14 protein-coding genes are annotated in these 19009 nt (G+C 41.4%); 7 read left to right on the plus strand and 7 right to left on the minus strand.

Going from position 1 to position 19009, the window contains the following annotated elements:
* The 5 genes from thiH (at position 1) to DACET_RS12820 (ending at position 5462) form a co-directional block, all read left to right on the plus strand.
* Entirely contained in the window at positions 1 to 1113 is a 1113-nt protein-coding gene (gene thiH, locus DACET_RS12800; protein ID WP_013011795.1) for a 2-iminoacetate synthase ThiH, read from the plus strand.
* A 6-nt stretch (positions 1114 to 1119) separates the two neighbouring features.
* Complete coding sequence (locus tag DACET_RS16035; RefSeq protein ID WP_013011796.1) at positions 1120 to 1587, plus strand: MGMT family protein; 468 nt, start codon at positions 1120 to 1122, stop codon at positions 1585 to 1587.
* On the plus strand, positions 1577 to 2629 hold the full coding sequence (mtnA, locus tag DACET_RS12810) for an S-methyl-5-thioribose-1-phosphate isomerase (protein WP_013011797.1): 1053 nt from the start codon (positions 1577 to 1579) through the stop codon (positions 2627 to 2629). The genes DACET_RS16035 and mtnA overlap by 11 nt, the downstream gene beginning before the upstream one ends.
* A complete protein-coding gene (locus tag DACET_RS12815; RefSeq protein ID WP_013011798.1) occupies positions 2626 to 3318 on the plus strand; it encodes an aspartate/glutamate racemase family protein in 693 nt (230 codons plus the stop codon). Before mtnA ends, DACET_RS12815 begins: the two co-directional genes overlap by 4 nt.
* Before the next feature lie 128 nt (positions 3319 to 3446).
* Positions 3447 to 5462 (plus strand): SpoIIE family protein phosphatase, encoded by a 2016-nt coding sequence (locus DACET_RS12820; protein ID WP_013011799.1) that lies wholly within the window; start codon positions 3447 to 3449, stop codon positions 5460 to 5462.
* Between the two features lie 298 nt (positions 5463 to 5760).
* Here the strand turns inward: DACET_RS12820 and DACET_RS12825 are convergent, their stop codons facing one another.
* Positions 5761 to 6111 carry a response regulator gene (locus tag DACET_RS12825; RefSeq protein ID WP_013011800.1) on the minus strand — a complete coding sequence of 117 codons (351 nt, stop codon included), beginning with the start codon at positions 6109 to 6111 and terminating at the stop codon, positions 5761 to 5763.
* A gap of 350 nt (positions 6112 to 6461) precedes the next feature.
* On the opposite strand from DACET_RS12825, the gene DACET_RS15755 reads away from it, so the two are divergent.
* Positions 6462 to 8411, plus strand: coding sequence for a bacteriohemerythrin (locus tag DACET_RS15755; protein ID WP_169304241.1), 1950 nt, complete (start codon positions 6462 to 6464; stop codon positions 8409 to 8411).
* A gap of 18 nt (positions 8412 to 8429) precedes the next feature.
* On the opposite strand, the gene DACET_RS12835 is transcribed toward DACET_RS15755, so the two are convergent.
* From DACET_RS12835 to DACET_RS15765, 5 genes are all read right to left on the minus strand, one after another.
* Positions 8430 to 9206, minus strand: a complete 777-nt coding sequence (locus tag DACET_RS12835; RefSeq protein WP_013011802.1) for an enoyl-CoA hydratase/isomerase family protein — start codon at positions 9204 to 9206, stop codon at positions 8430 to 8432.
* 124 nt (positions 9207 to 9330) lie between these two features.
* Entirely contained in the window at positions 9331 to 10299 is a 969-nt protein-coding gene (locus DACET_RS12840; RefSeq protein ID WP_013011803.1) for a phosphate/phosphite/phosphonate ABC transporter substrate-binding protein, read from the minus strand.
* Positions 10296 to 12263: a sensor histidine kinase gene (locus DACET_RS15760; protein ID WP_013011804.1), complete on the minus strand. Its 1968-nt coding sequence runs from the start codon at positions 12261 to 12263 to the stop codon at positions 10296 to 10298. Before DACET_RS15760 ends, DACET_RS12840 begins: the two co-directional genes overlap by 4 nt.
* Positions 12264 to 12492: 229 nt before the next feature.
* The gene (locus tag DACET_RS12850) at positions 12493 to 14376 is read right to left on the minus strand and encodes a diguanylate cyclase (protein ID WP_169304242.1); all 1884 of its coding nucleotides are present in this window, start codon (positions 14374 to 14376) and stop codon (positions 12493 to 12495) included.
* 221 nt (positions 14377 to 14597) lie between these two features.
* Positions 14598 to 16514: a methyl-accepting chemotaxis protein gene (locus tag DACET_RS15765; RefSeq protein WP_013011806.1), complete on the minus strand. Its 1917-nt coding sequence runs from the start codon at positions 16512 to 16514 to the stop codon at positions 14598 to 14600.
* A 205-nt stretch (positions 16515 to 16719) separates the two neighbouring features.
* On the opposite strand from DACET_RS15765, the gene DACET_RS12860 reads away from it, so the two are divergent.
* On the plus strand, positions 16720 to 18120 hold the full coding sequence (locus DACET_RS12860) for an IS4 family transposase (protein WP_013010775.1): 1401 nt from the start codon (positions 16720 to 16722) through the stop codon (positions 18118 to 18120).
* Here DACET_RS12860 and DACET_RS12865 read toward each other — a convergent pair.
* Positions 18074 to 19006, minus strand: coding sequence for a hydrogenase small subunit (locus DACET_RS12865; RefSeq protein ID WP_013011807.1), 933 nt, complete (start codon positions 19004 to 19006; stop codon positions 18074 to 18076). The two genes, DACET_RS12860 and DACET_RS12865, sit on opposite strands and share 47 nt — an antisense overlap.
* Positions 19007 to 19009 lie beyond the last annotated feature (3 nt).

Raw genomic sequence — 19009 nt, forward strand, 5'->3', positions numbered from 1 at the left:
ATGTTTAAAGATGTTTTGGCAAAATACGATTTTGAAGATACACGAAAATTTATACATTCGAGAACCGAACGTGATGTTGAACTAGCACTGGGGGCAGACAAAGTTGATGAAGCCCATTTCGCGGCTCTCCTTTCTCCGGCGGCTGTGAAATACCTCGAGCCTATGGCAGCAGAAGCACACAGCATCACCAAAAGAAGGTTTGGGAACACTATAAAAATATATGCTCCGCTCTACCTTTCCAACGAATGCACTAATTCATGTAAATACTGCGGGTTTAATCATAAAAATGATATCCCCAGAATTATCCTAAGTGATGAACAGATAAAGCAGGAGACAGATATCATCCACAACATGGGCATCCGCCACATTCTGCTTGTCACAGGCGAATCACCGAAAAAAGTCGGCACAGATTACCTGATTAATTCAGTAAATATCATGAAAGATAAATTCAACTCTGTATGCATAGAGGTTTACCCTATGTCTGTAGAAGATTACTCGCTTATGTACAGCCACGGGGTTGACGGGCTGACGATGTTTCAGGAGACATACAACCGCACAAAATATGCCGATGTGCATCCGGCAGGGATGAAGCGTGATTTTGAATGGCGGCTGGGCGGTCCTGAAAGAGGAGCAGAAGCTGGTTTCCGCACTATCGGACTCGGCGCTCTCATGGGACTCGAAGAATTCAGAACAGACCAGTTCTTCCTCGGGCTCCACGCACATTACCTTATAAAGAATTACTGGAAAACACACATATCGATTTCGTTCCCGAGAATACGCAAAGCATCTGGCAATTTTCAGGTGCATGAAATAGTCGATGATGTCAGCTACGTTCAGATGACACTGGCACACAGACTTTTCCAGCACGATCTAGGAATTAATATCTCAACAAGAGAATCTGCGGAATTCCGTAATAACCTTCTACCTCTCGGCGTAACCCAGATGAGTGCAGGATCAAAAACTGAACCTGGCGGATATTCAAACGAAAATGAAGGGAAGCAATTCGAGGTTGAAGACAAAAGGAGTGTCGAAGAATTCTGTAATATGATACGCTCTAAGGGATATGATCCGGTCATGAAGGACTGGGACAGATCGTTCTTATCAGGAGAGTAAGCTATTATGTGGGCACATGTCAGGAACATTTCCGGTCTGGACATATACGTGTCATATGACGAAGATAAAATATATGAGATAACGTCACACAAGCCTTCGCAGGAAATATCAGAAAATATCCCCGCGAAATATGCTTATATAGCCGAATATCTCAGAGATCATACAAAGAAATCTGTAATAACCGAAGCATTAAAGGATTTCGACCTGAAGTGGACTACATCGTTTCAGTCCAGAGTTTATAAAGCACTTGCCAGCATCCCATGCGGAGAACTGGTAAGCTATGCACACCTCGCCGAACTGGCAGGAAGTCCCGGAGCATGCAGGGCAGTCGGAAGCGTGATGTCCAAAAACAGATTTATCATTGCTCTGCCTTGCCACAGAGTGGTCGCATCAGGGAGGAAAATAGGCGGTTTCTCCAGCGGACTGGACACAAAAAGACAGCTGCTCAGAGCGGAGGGCATATATGACATTTGATTCTTTACCTGATACCCTCAGATGGGAAAATAACAGATTTTTTATAATTGACCAGACAGTTTTGCCTGAAAACTTCATAGAAATCGAGCTCCAGACAAGAGACGAGATTTATGCAGCAATCAGACACCTTAAAGTACGCGGTGCGCCAGCAATAGGCATAGCAGGAGCTTATGGGCTGTGCGTATGTGCTCAGGCTCATATAGATAAACCATACAGTGCTTTTGTTTCTGAGGTTCAGCAGGATGCGCATTACCTCAGCAGTGCACGCCCGACAGCAGTAAACCTGTGCTGGGCGATCAAAAGAATGATACGCAAAATACACTCAAGCAGATCAAAAGACACTGCAAAAGTTTACGAATCAATGGTAAACGAAGCCAGTAAAATCCATAAAGAAGACCTTGCTCTCTGCGAAGCAATAGGCAGACATGGCAAAAACCTCATCACAAAAGGGTGCGGAATACTAACCCACTGCAACGCCGGGTCTCTTGCAGCGTCTAAGCTGGGAACGGCAACAGCACCTATGTATATGGCTGCTGCTGAAGGGGTTAGCTTCAGAGTATACACAGATGAAACCAGACCTCTCTGTCAGGGCTCCAGACTCACAGCATGGGAACTTCAACGGGCAGGACTAGACGTCACCCTCATCTGTGACGATATGGCTGCCAGCACTATGTCAAAAGGACTCATTAATCTGGTTATAGTCGGCACAGACAGAGTCGCAGCAAACGGTGATGTAGCAAACAAAATCGGCACGCTGGGTGTTGCAATTATGGCAAAGTTTTACGGGATACCGTTCTATGTTGCCTGTCCTTCTACCACGTTTGACCCTGCTACGGAGACAGGGAAAGACATCGTTATTGAACAACGGGAAGCATCGGAAGTATGTCATTTCGGAGATAAACGAACCGCTCCCGAAAATATAAAAGTGCTAAACCCTGCTTTTGATATCACTCCCAAAGAGCTTGTTACAGGCATTATTACAGAGAAAGGCATTATCATGCCTCCTTATGATAAAAATCTAAAACAGCTTGGTGTAAAATGAAAACTATCGGACTAATAGGCGGGATGAGCTGGGAATCAACTGCTCTTTACTATAAAATAATCAATGAAGAGATTAACAAACGCTTAGGCAGGCTTCACTCTGCCAAAATTGTACTTTACTCTGTAGATTTTGACGAGATAGAGCGAAATATGTCTAAAGAAAGGTGGGACCAGACAGCGCTGATCCTTAACGGAGCAGCCACAAAGCTTATGAGTGCCGGGGCAAACTGCATTATGCTCTGCACAAACACTATGCACAAGAACGCTCCTGATGTACGCAGATCAGTATCCATCCCCTTTCTCCACATAGCAGAAGCCACCGCAGCCGAGATAAACATTGCCGGATACAAAAAGGCGGCACTCCTTGGCACCAGATTCACGATGGAAGAGGACTTTCTTAAAAAGGAGTTTAACTCCAAAGGGATAGAAATCATTACACCGGACAGGGACGATATGAAATTAGTGGATAAAATCATCTTCAGTGAGCTTGTAAAAGGCATAGTTAAAGATGAATCACGGGATATGCTTCTCCAGATATTAGACAATCTCCACGAACAGGGCGCACAATGTGCCATACTCGGCTGTACCGAACTTGGCATAATCCTTAATGAAGCGGATGCACCTCTCCCGCTGTTTGACACCGTCTACTGCCACGCCATGGCCGCCGTGGACTTTGCCCTAAACAAATAGTTACCAATGGAGAGGACAACGTGCCCTCTCTGCTGCTGTGCGACCAGACATTCGCTGTTCCGTTAACGCTTAAATAAATGTCACACATTCATTTGTAAGTCGTTTTTTTTTAATCTATCATATAGTTTATGAGCACACATAAAAACATCCTGCTGTTTTGCGGGAGCCAAACTGACAGTCTTTTCAGTTTCTGTACCAACTTTCCCGGCATAAGATGTAATGCCGCCTTTGACAGAGAGCATTTCATCTCTGCTCTGATGAATGCCCCCTGCGGGATTATCCTCACTGCTGCACTTACAGATGAGGAGCTTTTGAACAAATGCATTATAATGCAGCCTGAAAGCAGCTACGCAGTTGTAGTCAGCTCCGAAGACAAAGATAAAATTTTTATGTTCCTCAAGGCGGGAATAAGCACGTTTATTTATTCCGGCGAAACATTTGAAAACAGCCTGACCGACTTTCTGGATAAGCTCCTGCTGGCAGATAAAAAATGCGACACCCTCCTGAAAACTCTCCACAAGATGCGCTGTCTGGCAGATAACGTAGACGAAGGGATTGTTATCCTTGATAAACATCAGGCAATCACCTATATAAATGCTGCCGGGGCAAAGCTGCTGGATGCTGAAAATATATTGGTAACAGACAAACACCTTAGCGATTTAATTAAAACATACCCGTTCGAAATGGACTCACCGGATAATCTCCCTCAGCATTATGATGAATTCGAATTTATCACAGCATCAGGCAAAAAAATAACTATGACAAGCACTTACTCACCCACTTATGACGCAGATGAATTTGCAGGGGCAATAGTCATATTCAGCACTATCTCTGAGGTGCAGATTGATAAAAAGAAAGAACTGGAACTTCTCAAATACCAGCAGCGATACCACTCCTTTCAACAGAACCTCGCTTTTCAGAAGCAGATGCTTATCCTTCAGGACGAAATGTCAAACATAAAAACCGATGGATTCTCAGTTGAAACTTATTTCAAACCACTGGACATATTAAGCGGGGACTCATACGGCAGTCTTAACTTAAAAGACGGGCGTTATCTGTTTTATATTATAGATGCTATGGGGAAGGGTCTTTCAGCTTCGGTAACTGCTCTTCAGTCAACTTCATTCATAAACCACGCAGTCAGTCAGTCTATAATCAAAAATAATTTCGATATGGAAATAACAATTTCTTCGTTCTTAAGCTATATTCAGGCACGACTGATGGACGAGGAAGCCCTCTGCTGTCTGTTTGCACTGCTGGACAGCAAAAGTGCCACCATGACTATCGCAAGTTACGGAATACCTCCTGTCTATATGGTGCACACCGATCAGCATGTGGAAACCATACGCCCAAACAATCTCCCCATCATGAAATATATTACAACCGCAAATTCAGATACTTACGACCTGAGCTCTATAGAAAAAATACTAATGATGTCGGACGGACTTACAGAAGCGGTAACTGTTGATCAGAATCTATATATGGATTATTTACAGGAAGACTTAATTCGCAGCTGCACAAAGAAGCATTTCCTTTCGTTTCTGAATCAAAGAATAGAAGGTAACGACGATGACATAACTTTTTTCTTTATAAAAAATGAAGACAACTATTCAGACGGATTCGAAACTTACGAAGCTAGCACCAGCTTTGACGGGATAACACATTTGTCGAAGGTCATAAGCATGCGCATGGAGAAAGATAAAATACCTGAGGCAGAATGCGGAGTGCTTGAATACGCTGTGTCTGAAATACTCATGAATGCCCTTGAACATGGTAATCTGGGGATAGGTTTCGGTGAAAAGCAAACAATGATAGCTGCCGGAACATATGATGAAACATTAAAAAAACTCACTGCTACAGGAACAGAAGGATTCAGCAAAAAGATCAGTGTGCTTTACAAATACGTAAAACCTGTAAATGATTTGCCTGGCACTCTATATCTGGACATCTCAGACGAAGGAGCTGGGTTTACACCTACGGATATTTTTAAATATCATACATTTGACGGTAACCTCTGCCACGTGGATAAGGAGAGGTATAACGGTAGAGGCATATTTATAGCGGATAATATGGTCGATGCACTTTATTACAACGAAAAAGGCAACCGAGCCAGCATAGTAAAGCTTATAAAGCCTGAAGCATGAACTATTACCACCAACAAACCAATTAATATATTTTGCACACAAATGTTGTTCGGATCCCTCCTCATCTTTAGTCAGAAGATGCGCAAGAGTGGCAGTAAATAAAAATGCCAGCGATGCAATAATACTGCCCTGAGCGTAAGTATACGCACGATTGTATCTAAAGATCATATGCTTATTGTCAATGAAGATAACAGTAAGTTCATGTTTACTGAAAAAAAGGTTGACGGCAATCGTGTAACATTAGATCAAAACGTAAGCTTCCCCTTGATGATGACAGTTCTAAGCTAGAGAAGTCTGACTAAGGTGATAATATCTCGCAAACCATGTTTAATAGAGCATCCCTGCAAACAGGCTTATGAATAATCGAATATCCCACGCATTTTTCAGCTTCTTCTCTGTATGCTGTAACAATGAGAACCGGAATCTCTGAATATTCTTTACTCATCCGGTCAACCACAGCAAATCCGTCAACAACAGGCATTGCAAGATCCGTCACAACAAGATCAGGTTTGAAATCTTTGATCATATCAAGCCCCTCCCCGCCGTCTTTCGCTGTACGCACTTCGGAATAGTATTTTTGCAGAAGCAACCTGAGAATGCCCCTCGCTATCTCGTCATCTTCCACAATCAATATTTTTTTGTTAATCATATATACCACACAACATTTCTTTATAAATTAATCATATCATAACCGATCGATTATGCACCCTTATCTGACAAATACAAATTTTGCTCTGCTGTTGCCACAAGGCACTTGTATACTATGTATTAACCATATCAACTATCACAAGGCTTGAGTTTAGATATTTCCATAAGAGAATTTAACTTTACATACATAGCGGCAGGCATATTCATTCGCATAAACTATTGTAAATTTAAACTTATATGATTCCAGACAGGACAGGACGTATATTTTAGTATTATTCAAAACCATTTTAATTGGTAATCTCTTTTTTAACTGGTATAATATCTCATTACTCTGGGTGAGACATGTTTATTTTGAGTTTAATTAAAAATTCCAGATACTTTTATACTGCAATAGCCTGCATGTTTGCTCTTTTCGTGCTTCTTATACTTGTCACAGGCAGACAGTTTTACGAAAACGAGAAAAACAAACTTTACACAAGCAAAATCAACGAGCTGGTCATCAACTGCAGCAACTTTGAAAACAGGCTGAACGATGTTGAAATTGCAATACGCAGAATAATCAACTTAATGAAACAGCAGGAACTGCTCGAAAGCCCCGACCCGACAAGCATTAAATCATTTATCAGTGATTTTCTGTTTGATCACTACTACCTCAGCGTCATAATAACGTCACCGGCAACACCACTGCTAAAAATAGACTCTGCGGCATACCCTGCTGCATATATTAACTTTTTCAATATGGAAAGCAGCGAAATTCTGAAAATACTTGAAAAGGATAACTATAATATAAACGAGATAACCATAAACAAAGATCTGGATATTGTTTATATGGCAAAAAATCTAACAAATGCCTTTGGTGACGCATCCCGGCAGGCAATTTTCTTTTTCAGTCCGGAACTGCTTTTACAATATCTGCCGGTTAATTATGCTTTATTATTGAAAGGGGAGGGAGTCCAGTGGATTCCGGACAACGGAAGTTTTCCTTTGGATTTTATTCTGCCTGAGGATATCGGTATAAATTCTGATATCCAGATAAGCGATACCAAAACACTCTTTTTCATGCCCATTTCTAACAACAATAACAACTATCTGCTTGCCGCTGCTGTCGACATATCAGACCTCAAGAAAACCCTATGGGGGAGCACTCTGGCAACCGCTGCCGCGTTTACGTTATTCTTTGTCCTCCTGTTCATTATGATCTATTTCAGAAACAGTCAGGTAGCCCACCTTATCAACACACAGAGGGCAACAGTTGTCTGCCTTGCGAATCTGGCAGAATTCAAAGATAATGAAACTGCCGACCATCTGGAACGAACAAGGCACTATGGGACACTGCTGTCCAACTATCTTCGTAAAATCCCGAAATTCAGAAAAACAATCAACAAAGACTATCTGGATAATATAGGATTTGCATCGGTTCTCCACGACATAGGGAAAGTCGGCGTACCGGACAATATCCTTAAGAAGCCTGACAAGCTCGACGAAGAAGAATTCGAAGTTATAAAGCAACACCCGCAATTTGCAAAAAACATACTTAAGGGACTTGTGGAAAAACATAAAATTAACGATTTATTCTTTCATCTTGCATTCAACATCGCTGCTTATCATCATGAAAAATGGGACGGATCCGGATATCCTGACGGACTAAAAGGAAATCAGATCCCTCTCGAAGCAAGAATTTTCAGCATCTGTGATGTTTATGATGCGCTCAGGTCGGAACGGGTATACAAAAAACCTTTCCCGCATGATATATCTATGGAGATTATTAACGAAGGCAGAGGGACGCATTTTGACCCAGAAATAGTTGATACCTTCAACGAATGCGCAGACCAGTTCAGACAGATTCATAACACCTATGACATGTTTTATACCCAGATATCATACGCAACATTCGGCAACAACAAAAGAGAGTTGAGAGTTGAGTGGACTCCTGCCCTTTCAGTCGGGATAGAAGAGATAGACTCACAACATAAGATACTGCTCAGTAAGATTAATATGCTTATTAAAGCTATACTGGAAGGCAAGGGTGATGAAAACATACTCAACCTTCTGCGCTTTCTAGAGAGCTACTCAGAGGAGCACTTTCAAACGGAAGAACGGATCATGCGGCAGATAGGTTTTGAATTTGCCGAACAGCACACTGCTGCACATGACATATTCCGACAAAATCTCAGACGAATCCTTAAGCTCGTCAACAAGTCAGGAATAAGCCAGGACATATTCGCTGATATAGAGAAAAACCTTATCTCATGGCTGCTGGAACACATCGTAAAAATGGACACAAAAATATCCGGAAAATAAGACTCCAGTGTAAATATGCTATTTAAGGCTCCACTTAGGTTTTCTTTTTTCCTGAAAGGCTTTTATACCTTCCTTTGCATCGTGGCTGGAGCACAAAGAGGCAAACATTTCAGAGCCGTAATCCACTCCGGCACTATAGCTCACATCATATGCCGCGCTGAGCCCCCGCTTACCTGCCGCCACCGCCAGTGGACTCTTTGAAGCAAGTTTCTTTGCAATCTCATCTGTCCTCATTTCAAGCTCGTCATCCGGCACAACCCAGTTCACAAGCCCCAGCTCCAGAGCTTCCTGAGCTGTGACCATCTCACCCAGCAAAACCATCTCCATCGCCTTCTTTCTCCCCACATTCGCAATCAGCGGCACTCCGGGCCCCGTGCATATCAACCCTACATTTACAGCAGTAGTACCAAACCTGGCACTTTCAGCGGCAACAGTCAGATCAGCGGCAAAGCTGAGCCCTGCGCCATTTGCAAGGCAATACCCCTGAACAGAGGATATTACCGGCTTCTTCATTTTTGCAATAGTATGATTGTGTTTGTCCATAAGAGCGATAAACTCACGGTAATCGTTTGGGCTTTTTTCATCAAATTCCCCCAGATCGATACCTGTGGAAAAATTTTTCCCCTCAGCATTAATAACAACAACCCTGACACTGCTGTCAGCATCAAACGCAATCAGCGCACTATTGAGCAGTTCCGCATATTCAGATGTAAAAGTATTATATACTTCAGGTCTGTTCAGAGTGATGTAACCTGTAAATTCTCTTTTTGATTTGCGTATTACTTTTTCAGACATGCCGACCTCACAATATAACAACATTATAAATATGATCATACCTGAGAAATACTATTTACGCCACACAAACAAACAGCTACTATTTAATAACAAAAACTATACAGATAATAATAACTTCGATATATTATTTTCGACACACAGATAATGACAACAAAAAGAAGACTCCGAGAGTAAAAATAAAACCGCATACAGCTATGATAATATATAATCTGCTGTTGTCTCTTCTTTCATCAGCAGACAAAGTCTGAACCACATCAAATATCCCCTTATAACTTACAGGTGTTGTCCACTTGGCACTTTCCCCAGACATATAACCACTCTTATCGGTAAGAAGTGCAACAGCGACCTCTGCGGCTTTCACGTCATCAACATTTCTGGTGACGGCAAGCGACCATTCAGGAACGAGTATTGTCGAATGTATCAGCGGAAAGCCATCATCTCTGACATTCAGCACTTTGATGTCCTGCCAATCAAAAACACCTTTCGAAACAAGCTCTTCAAGCACCCCTGTCCGCACAACCCCTACATCAGCAACACCACTCAGAACATATTTAATTGTAATAATCTGCGACCCGCTGAACACAACACTGTAATCCTTGAACGGATCAAGACCAACTCTGACCAGCTCCCTCACTCCCAAAAGATAACCACCAAAACCTTTAGAGTTTATCCCTGCAAGTGTCTTACTCTGAACGTCAACCAGTTCATTAATCTCATTATTATCTGCACGAACAAATATAACAGAAGAAAACGCATTCAGATAATACCCGTCTTGTTTATTAAGAAGAGTGAGTAGACGTCTTATGCCATACAACTTCTCCAGCTCCAGATACTCAGCAGGCTGTGTCAGAACAAAATCAAGCTCACCGTTCTTAACCAGTAAATGCATCTCTTTGAACCCCTTCACAGGCACAAGCTCGAAATGCCCTAATTGCAAATAATTCAGCTTATCAATTGTCCCTTTCCACATAGACTCTGAAGCCTCTTTCCCTGAAAAAGCACGAACCCCGAGCCTGTAAACCCTTTCCCCATATGCATCAACAGCAAACATAATCAGAAATACAATAACAGTTACATACCTGAAAGTTCTCATGATCTGCTTCCTTTGAACTCTTTCGGTATAAGCACTTCAAAAGCTGCTCCGCCTTCATGATTAAAAGCACTGATTTCACCACCAAGATTGTCCTTTATGACGATCTTAGTCATATAAAGACCTATGCCTGTACCTTTTCCCTCTGTTTTCGTTGTGAAATAAGGGTTAAAAATATCTGTTAAAATTTCTTCAGGAATACCTGTTCCATTATCACGGACAAGAATACGTATATTACTGTCGCAGCAATCCAGCTCCACCTCAATAAGCCCTTGGACATTGCCTGACTTATTCATCTTTTCCTCTATAGCATCTCTTGCATTCTGAATCAGGTTAAGTATTGCCTGCTTCAGCTCACCCGGGATACCTTTTACAATATTTTCGCTCATTTCACAGTCAGGCTCCGGAGTGGAGTCGCAGCATTCATAAGATTTATGATTACAGTTACATTTGAATATAATAACGATGCCATTGTTTTTCATCTGTGGACGAATCATTGATATTACTTCACAAACAGCCCCCACAGCATCATATTCTACAATATCTTTTGATGAACTGAAGAACTTACGAAAATCGTCAATTGTCTTTGACATGTGCATAATAAGCTGTAGAGCCATCCCTTTATTTTCGTCTATATCCTTTTGAAGCATTCTCCCTTCGGACGCTTCTTCGCAAATATTCTGTACAACAAGGGACAGGCCATTCAAAGGCTGTCTCCACTGATGTGCTATTGCATTGATCATCTGCCCCATATCCGCAAATTTCTTCTGCTCGAGCATAATCTGCTCATTCTTTATCCTTTTTGCTGTTTCCGCCTCAACTTTATCCGCAAGCTGCCTGTTAATTTCATCGAGTTGCTTTTCCCTCTGTCTGATAGCACAAACCATTGACGAAAAAGACATTTCAAGGTCATGATATTCATCAAAGCTACTTTCCGCATATTCACATTCGTCATATCTTCCCTGCTTAACTTTATTCGATATATCAAGCAGTCTCTCAATGGGACGTACAATGGCATGCCTCATGAAAAACCACCAGAAAGGTATAAGCAAAAGTATCATCAGTAAAAAAACAGAGACGAAAAGGACTGACATATTAGCCAACGACAGCGGATACATGTAGCCAGGCAGGAGAAGGTGGAAATACACCGATCTGCTCTGCCCAAGAATCCACCTCTGAACAAGCTGGGCAGAACCATCATCAAAAACTATGTGCTCCTTTGAAACATCAGTAAAAGGGAAAAGCACAGGGGTGACTTTCTTTATACCCCACACATTTCTGATAACACTATCAGCATCCGCATCCTCTATATACATATACTCAAGCTCAACTCCGTTCAGTTTTTTTATCTCATCACTGAAGCTGCCGTCTATTTTTTTGCAAGTACGGAGATACCCGACCAGCTTCTGACTATCAGCCTGCCTGTGATAGACTGCAAACTGTAAAACAATCCTCAGTTCACCTTCATCATTGACATCAAAATAGAAAAGATCATCACCGGCAGCACTGTCCAGCTTTGCAGCAACAGCACCTCTTGGTGAAGATACTGCGGACAATCCTTCATACTGTTTATTGAAAACGGCGATGTTCTCCCCGTTGCTGTCATATATGGCAGCACTGTCCAGAAAACTATCCTTTAACCGCATCTGCAAAAGACCTGACAGCTCTTTATTGTCATTCTCAATGCTGATCCGCTTATCGTAAGTCTGATCGTAATTCTGTATAGAGTACATAACCGAGGAGATCTCCTCAGCCGATAATATCTTCTTTGAAGCTTCGATTGCAGAAAACTGATAATCAGCAAGAAGCTGGCTCATATCCGAAAGACAATTTCTAAGCCGGTAGCTGAACCTGTTGAATCTTGACATATCCTCATTAACTATAATGATAATACTGGTGGCAAATGTCGCCAGCAGTATAGTCACTGCAACAAGCAAAACCAGTCTTGCCCTCAATCGCAATTTCATTCAACACCCTTAAAAGACCAGACAAGCAACGACTCTATCAGAAGAAAAAGTTTGTAAAGAATAGGTTATAATTATCTATAACATCCAAAGATCTCTCATAACTTCTTCAAAAAAATGCAGAATTACTTGCCACCTATACAATACAACTATAACATGCAAACGGGCAGATTTCACAATTTGCAGATATATTATTTATGAAAATTTGAACATAAATTTCAAATATCATAACCTATCGTGCCACAACAACATTCCTTGACTTGTTCTTTGCTGCATAGAGTGCATCATCTGCTCTTTTGATAAAGTGTTCTTTCTGTTCGCCGTTGACGTACTGCGCAACACCAAAGCTCGCCGTCACAGTTCTCCCCACAGGGAAATCATAGCTTTCTATCTTTGTGCGGAGCTTTTCTGCGATTGTAGCAGCGTCCTCAAGGGGGGTATTAGTAAATATTATCAAAAATTCTTCACCACCCCATCTGGCAACAGTATCACTTGATCTGGTATTGTCATTAAGAAGCTCTGCGATTATCTTTAAAACTTCATCTCCGGTCTGATGTCCGAAGTTATCATTAACGTCTTTAAAATGGTCTATATCTGAGATAAGCACGGAAAAATCTTTCCCATACCTGCCAGCCTGCTCTATTTCGTAATCAAGTATTTCGTCAACTTTTATTCTGTTATAAAGCTTAGTAAGAGGGTCAGTAATTGACATAAGCAGAAGTCTTTCAGCTTCTTTCTCTTTCTCAAGCTTCTCAACTTCCGCATGAATCAGATCCCTTGTCCTCTGCTCCAGTTCATTTGTCATTTCATCGAAGTTTATATTAAGCTGCTGAAGCTCCTCTATCTGAGAATCTTCGTAATCAAAAGCCATAAACTCGGAGCCTATATATTTCGTATTTTCTGACAGACTTACAATAGGCGCACTTATCATATTCGCTAGTTTTTCTGAACGTTTCCTGAAATAGATATAAAACATGAGGCTCATAATGAAGATTGCCACTACTACTATTTTACCAAGCGTATATGAGAAATATTTCAGCTTCTCAATGGGTTTTACAAGTTTTCCCATATCTGTAACAACAAACAGATGCCACCCTGTTGAGCTGATAAGTTTGTGCGTAATAAAATAATCATGTCCTTTAATAGTCACTGAGCAGCCCTGGCATTTTTCAGCAAATACAGAGCCGAGTTTATCTTTTATCTCAGCGTCAGGGTGTTTTAAAATATTGAATTCATCAGGCTTATAAACAGTGGTGCTTATAGCTTCGTCATAAAAATGATCTTTCAGTTCTTTCAAACCAAGCAATTCCTCAATCTCATCCCCCATAGCGAGGATAACGCCATTGCTGTCCACGATGAATGCCTTTGATTCATTGGGAACCTGCATGTTTAATGCGCTGTCAACCATCTTCCCTACTGTTATATCAATACCTGCAACACCTTCCAGAAAATCATCTCTATAAATAGGAACAATGCATGACATTATCCACCCTAACCCTGCAGGGTCAAGATAAACACTTGTCCAGACAGGATCTCTCTCCGGATTATGTTTCGCATCTGCAAGATAGTAAAAGTTATAGTCCTGCATATGGATGGTCGAACCAAACCTTTCGGCAACATTATCGATGAATGGATACAACCTGTTCATATTGTCATATGTATTCAGGTATACCTGCGAGATAAGACTATTCTGCTCCACCATACTTTTAAGGCTGGTATCAAGATGCTCTGTCATATAAGCCTTTCGAAGCTCTTCGGCTCCAATGATTGTATCAGACGAATAATAGAGTGAGCTACCTCCGTTATTCTCCAGTTTATAGAATGCTCCATTTGCATGATAGCCGAAGAGGTTACTGCTCTCGTTATAAAGTTCGTAAGCATCCATATTTCTGAAAAACTGCTGCTGTTCGTTCTGGAGCATAACAGCGTAAGAGGTTATCTCGCCCAAAGCTTCATCAATAAGCATGACCTCCCTTGCAACCACCATGTCGATAGTCTCTTTAGATTTGTCAAGATAGGCACTCGTGACACGCTCCGTCACATATGAGTTAATAAAAAAGTACAACACAATAAGAACAACTTCTATGAAAAGAATAGGCAGCAGAGATGCCGTCATAAAATTTTTATAGATCAGAGACCTTATATTAGTATTTATATTTTCCATAATAATCCATCACGCATATTCTTGTGTTTATCTAATTATACTCACGTAACAAATTAAATGCAAAAATCATTTATATTACTTGATATTATATTACCGACCAATTACAAAAAAAGGCGGAGCCTGAGCCCCGCCATAGTGTGTAACATATAAGATTTATCAGGTCTGCTGAAAAATCACAGACCTTTTGAAATTACAATATTCATACCGCTGATAAAATCCTCTATTTTATCCTGAAGCATAGCTATATCCGCTTCAACATCTTTTCCTTTGTCCAGTTTTTCTTTTATGGCAAGGGCATACTCATGCACCTTCTTGTGCAGTCCGTCCAGCGCTATAAAGTCGCTGTCATGACCGAAAAGCTTCTCCCCTTCATCCCTGTAATATCTGGTAAAAGGGCATTCCTCGTAGCTCACAATATTTATCGGTTCATGGTATATCATTCCATGGAAGATAGTCTTCATCATGAGCACATGTGTCACTTTTGCGTGGATCATAGGCAGTATTTCCGATTCAAGGGTAAACTTCTTCAGCTCCTGTTCTGTTTCATCCAGAAGCCCTACAACAGACTCAACGCCTGTTATCATATTATTTATACCCCCGGAGTTCTGATCGCTCATACGGGCAACTTCCTCGATATTTGATGCAATCTCTGTCATAGCCGCTGACTGCTGCTGCACAGACGACGAGATATGTACCATAATACCGCTCAGATCATCCACAGCAGCCTGTATAGTTTCGAATTTACCGTTAGCAAGGCTCACCTTATCCATCTGATCATTAACTTTCAAAAGAGCATCTTCGGCTCTGCCTACTGCTTCCTGCACTTTTTCCTGCATGCTGCTCACAACATCAGAAATATCACTGGCAGACTTGTTAGTTTTCTCTGCAAGCTTTCGGACTTCATCAGCCACAACAGAAAATCCTTTCCCTGCGTCACCGGCTCTGGCTGCCTCAATTGCAGCGTTAAGAGCAAGCAGATTTGTCTGCTCTGTAATGTCGGTAATAACCATTACGATCTCACCAACTTCATGAGAAGATGCCAGCAGGTCAGACATGCCGGATGCCAGCTCGTTAACTATTCCGCTCACCTCATTTGATATCTCGGTTGTCTCTTTCATAACAAGTACACCCTCTTTTGAAAGGCTGAGAGTTTCGTCTGTTTTCACGGAAGAATTACTTATATTTTCAGCAGAATCTTTTACGGTAACACTTATCTCTTCACTTGCAGCCGCAACTTCCCCTGCAAGCCTCAATGTTTCATCATTCATTGTTTTTAAACGCATAGACGAAAGAGAAAGCGGGAGCACCTGCTCCATGATATTAGATATACTGCGGAAGGTTGCCGTTATATCCTTGCTGATAATCTGCATGAATCTATTATAACGGTCTGAAATTTCACCAAGCTCATCACTTGTGTTAATATGCGAATGAAGGCTGAGATCAAGATTTTCTGATGCCTGAACAATGGTATTCTGCAACATTCCGACCTTCTTAATAATAAGCCTGCTGACAAGAAAATATATCATCACTATCAATAAAATACCGCTAAAAAGCACAAAAATATCAGAAATAAGTGAAAGTTTTTTGACTGAAAGCACAGTCTCTCTGCTGAGCTTAACCACGTAAAAAGAATTTATTGAGCCTTCTTCCCATGAAGTATGGCATCTGACGCAATACCCGATTGTTTTCACAGGGAAATGATAGACCATTTCAGCCTTGTCAGTATAAGACTCCTCTGAATCAAGAAATTTGTCGGAATCAATAACCTGCCCCACCATCTCTTTCTGAGAAGAATAGGACACTGTTCCGTCCGGCTTGACCAGAGAAAACTCTTTTACATCTTTATACTTTCCTATCTCATCTATCAGATGTTGAAAGGTGTTCATATTGCCCTTTTTAAGAGCATCGAAAGTTGACATGTAAATAATATCTTTTAGATAATTCATATACCCTGTTATGGATCTTTCTGTCATACGAAGCTTGATGTTATCAAAAATGATAACACCTAGGAGCGTAAATGAAATTATCAGAACTGTGGCGATAGCCATTTTTGTATTGAGCGAAAAGCGGTAGCTTGTTTTTTTATCCATTACTTCTCTCCTTTCGGAGCGGAAAGTTTTTTAAAGTCATTCCACGGAAGGTCTTCAATATGTTTTGCTTCAACATATATACTCAAGTTTCGCACCTTGATATAGTACGATAACTTATTGTTATAGCTAGGATAATAATAGAAAAAGTCTCCCATAAATGGTATATTGATTTTCTAACAAAAAATTGCCAAAGGAGACTTTTTCTATGCTTGAGAATAAATCATGGCAGTCTGAAATACAAGCGGCATTGTGGAAAGAATTTGAGATATTCCGAGTAATGAAGGCTTTGCAACTACGTACAATTGCCTATAGATGCGGTATTACAAAGAATCAAGGCGTTGAACCATTTTCTATTCTTGTGGCTTTAGTTTTTCTGACGTTTCTCGGTAAGAGCGTTCACCATTTTGTTTCCCACTGCCGAAACAGCTTATTCGATTTAGGCGGTAAAGATGTTTTTTATCGTTTAAGCACACGTACAAGTATCAATTGGCGGCGTTTTATGATGGATATATCACTTAAGGTGGTCAGGCATTTCAAGTCATTCAGTAGCTGGCAGCAGCGTGTTCTTGTCATTGACGACACAGTGATTCAGAAAGCCGGCAAGAAGATAGAAGAAGTTTCCTGGGTGTTTGACCATAGCAAGGGCAAGAGCGTGAAGGGATTCAGTGCAGTGGTTCTTGGCTGGAGTGATCGTTCTTCTTTTATTCCTGTAGATTTTGCCTTACAACGAAGCAGTCAGAAAGTATTCAAACAATCGACAACACCAGAGATGGATAAACGTGCTCTGGCATGGCATCGTCGCCAAGAAGCTGTTAAAGATAAGCCGACACTTGTAAAGGAAATGCTTAAACGGGCTAAACAGAAAGGGCTGGATGCAGGAGCAGTTTTATTTGACAGCTGGTACTGTATGCCGAAGCTGGTTTCATCAATCTTTCATGAGATCGGTTATGATGTTATTGCTATGCTTAAAACCACACCAACGTTGACTGTGGCGGTAAATGGTAAGATATTTTCGACAAAGAGACTCTGGGAATGCGTGGTCCCCAGCCTGCGCAAAGAGACACTGACAATAAGCAATGAGCTGGTGTCTGTGTCATGTGTAAACGCTTTATTTGGTGGTACTTCAGTTAAGCTTGTCTTTTGTAAACCACTGAGAAAAAGCAAGTCAAAGAAGCCTATCATTCTGCTTTCTACTGATATAACTCTGACTTCAGCACAAATTATTGAGACCTATGGGAAGAGATGGGCGGTGGAAGTGTTGTTTAAAGACGCCAAGAGCAAGCTTTTCTTTGGGAAAAATCAATCCAGATCATTTGAGGCTACTATTTGCTTCCTGACACTGTCACTCGTTAGGTTTATCATCCTGAGCTATATGGAACGGATAAATGGTGATTTCCGTCACAAGGGCAGTCTGTACGAGGAATTGAGGTATGAAGTCGAGGAGCTGAACATTCTGGCGTTTATGGATAAATTCTTAAAACGGTTATTATCTATTATTGATGGAGTAAAAGAAACATTTGCACTTTTTACAGATAAATTGAACGACATTCAAGGGGTGATTAGGATTTCAATTGAAAATCTGCTATTTCAAAGGTGCGAAACTTGAGATATATATTTTCTTTGAACGGCCATTTCTCGTTTATGCAGCCGACACACGGTGCATTACTTTCAACACACACATTCACGCCGCCGTTCCATCGCCGAAGAGCACAGTCAGATTTTGTTATCGTCCCCCGACAGCCTTTTTTAAGCAGGCAGGAATGCTTATCCTTTGCATAGTCTTCAAGGTAAATGTCCTGAGAGAAATACTGAAACCTTGTGCAGTTGTTGTGAATAAGGTCACCGAAATACTGAACGGGTATACCGTCTTCCATATCCGGCATTTTCCCAGCACCGAGTATGTAAGCAACAGTCCCCATAAGCCTGTCAGGATGAACAGGGCAGCCTGGAATTTTAATAAGAGGTTTACTTATGCCTGTCTCGCGCATGTACTGTACGATATCTATTGCACCGGTTTCATTCGCTCCGGATGCCGGAATGCCGCCAAAGCATGAGCAGGAACCACTGGCAACAACAGCAGATGCCTTTTCGAGATGCTTCTTAAGGGCATCATAGAGGGGCTCTTCCCCAAGCATACACGCTTTCTTCATCTCTGCCGGAATACTCCCTTCAAGAACGAGAATATGCCCCCCGGCAGATGTAACTTCATCAAGCATATTCAGATAGCCATTGCCCTGGCTTAATGAAAGATTAGGGTGAACCTGCACTCTAACCAGCTTCATTATAAAGTCTATAAAATCTGTTTCATTCCCGTACATCAGCGATGTAGAGCACCCGGTACAACTCTGCCCCTGAATAAAGACAAGCTGCGGTCTGTCCGCGGACTGTATTTTCATAAAGCCCTCTGCTATCTGTGCTCCGAAAACTTCTGCACCGAAAACAACAGCGGAAATGTCACGACATCTTTTAAGGAAATCTCTTCTGCTTAGCATCTC

The organism is Denitrovibrio acetiphilus DSM 12809 (assembly GCF_000025725.1).
Taxonomy (GTDB): domain Bacteria; phylum Chrysiogenota; class Deferribacteres; order Deferribacterales; family Geovibrionaceae; genus Denitrovibrio; species Denitrovibrio acetiphilus.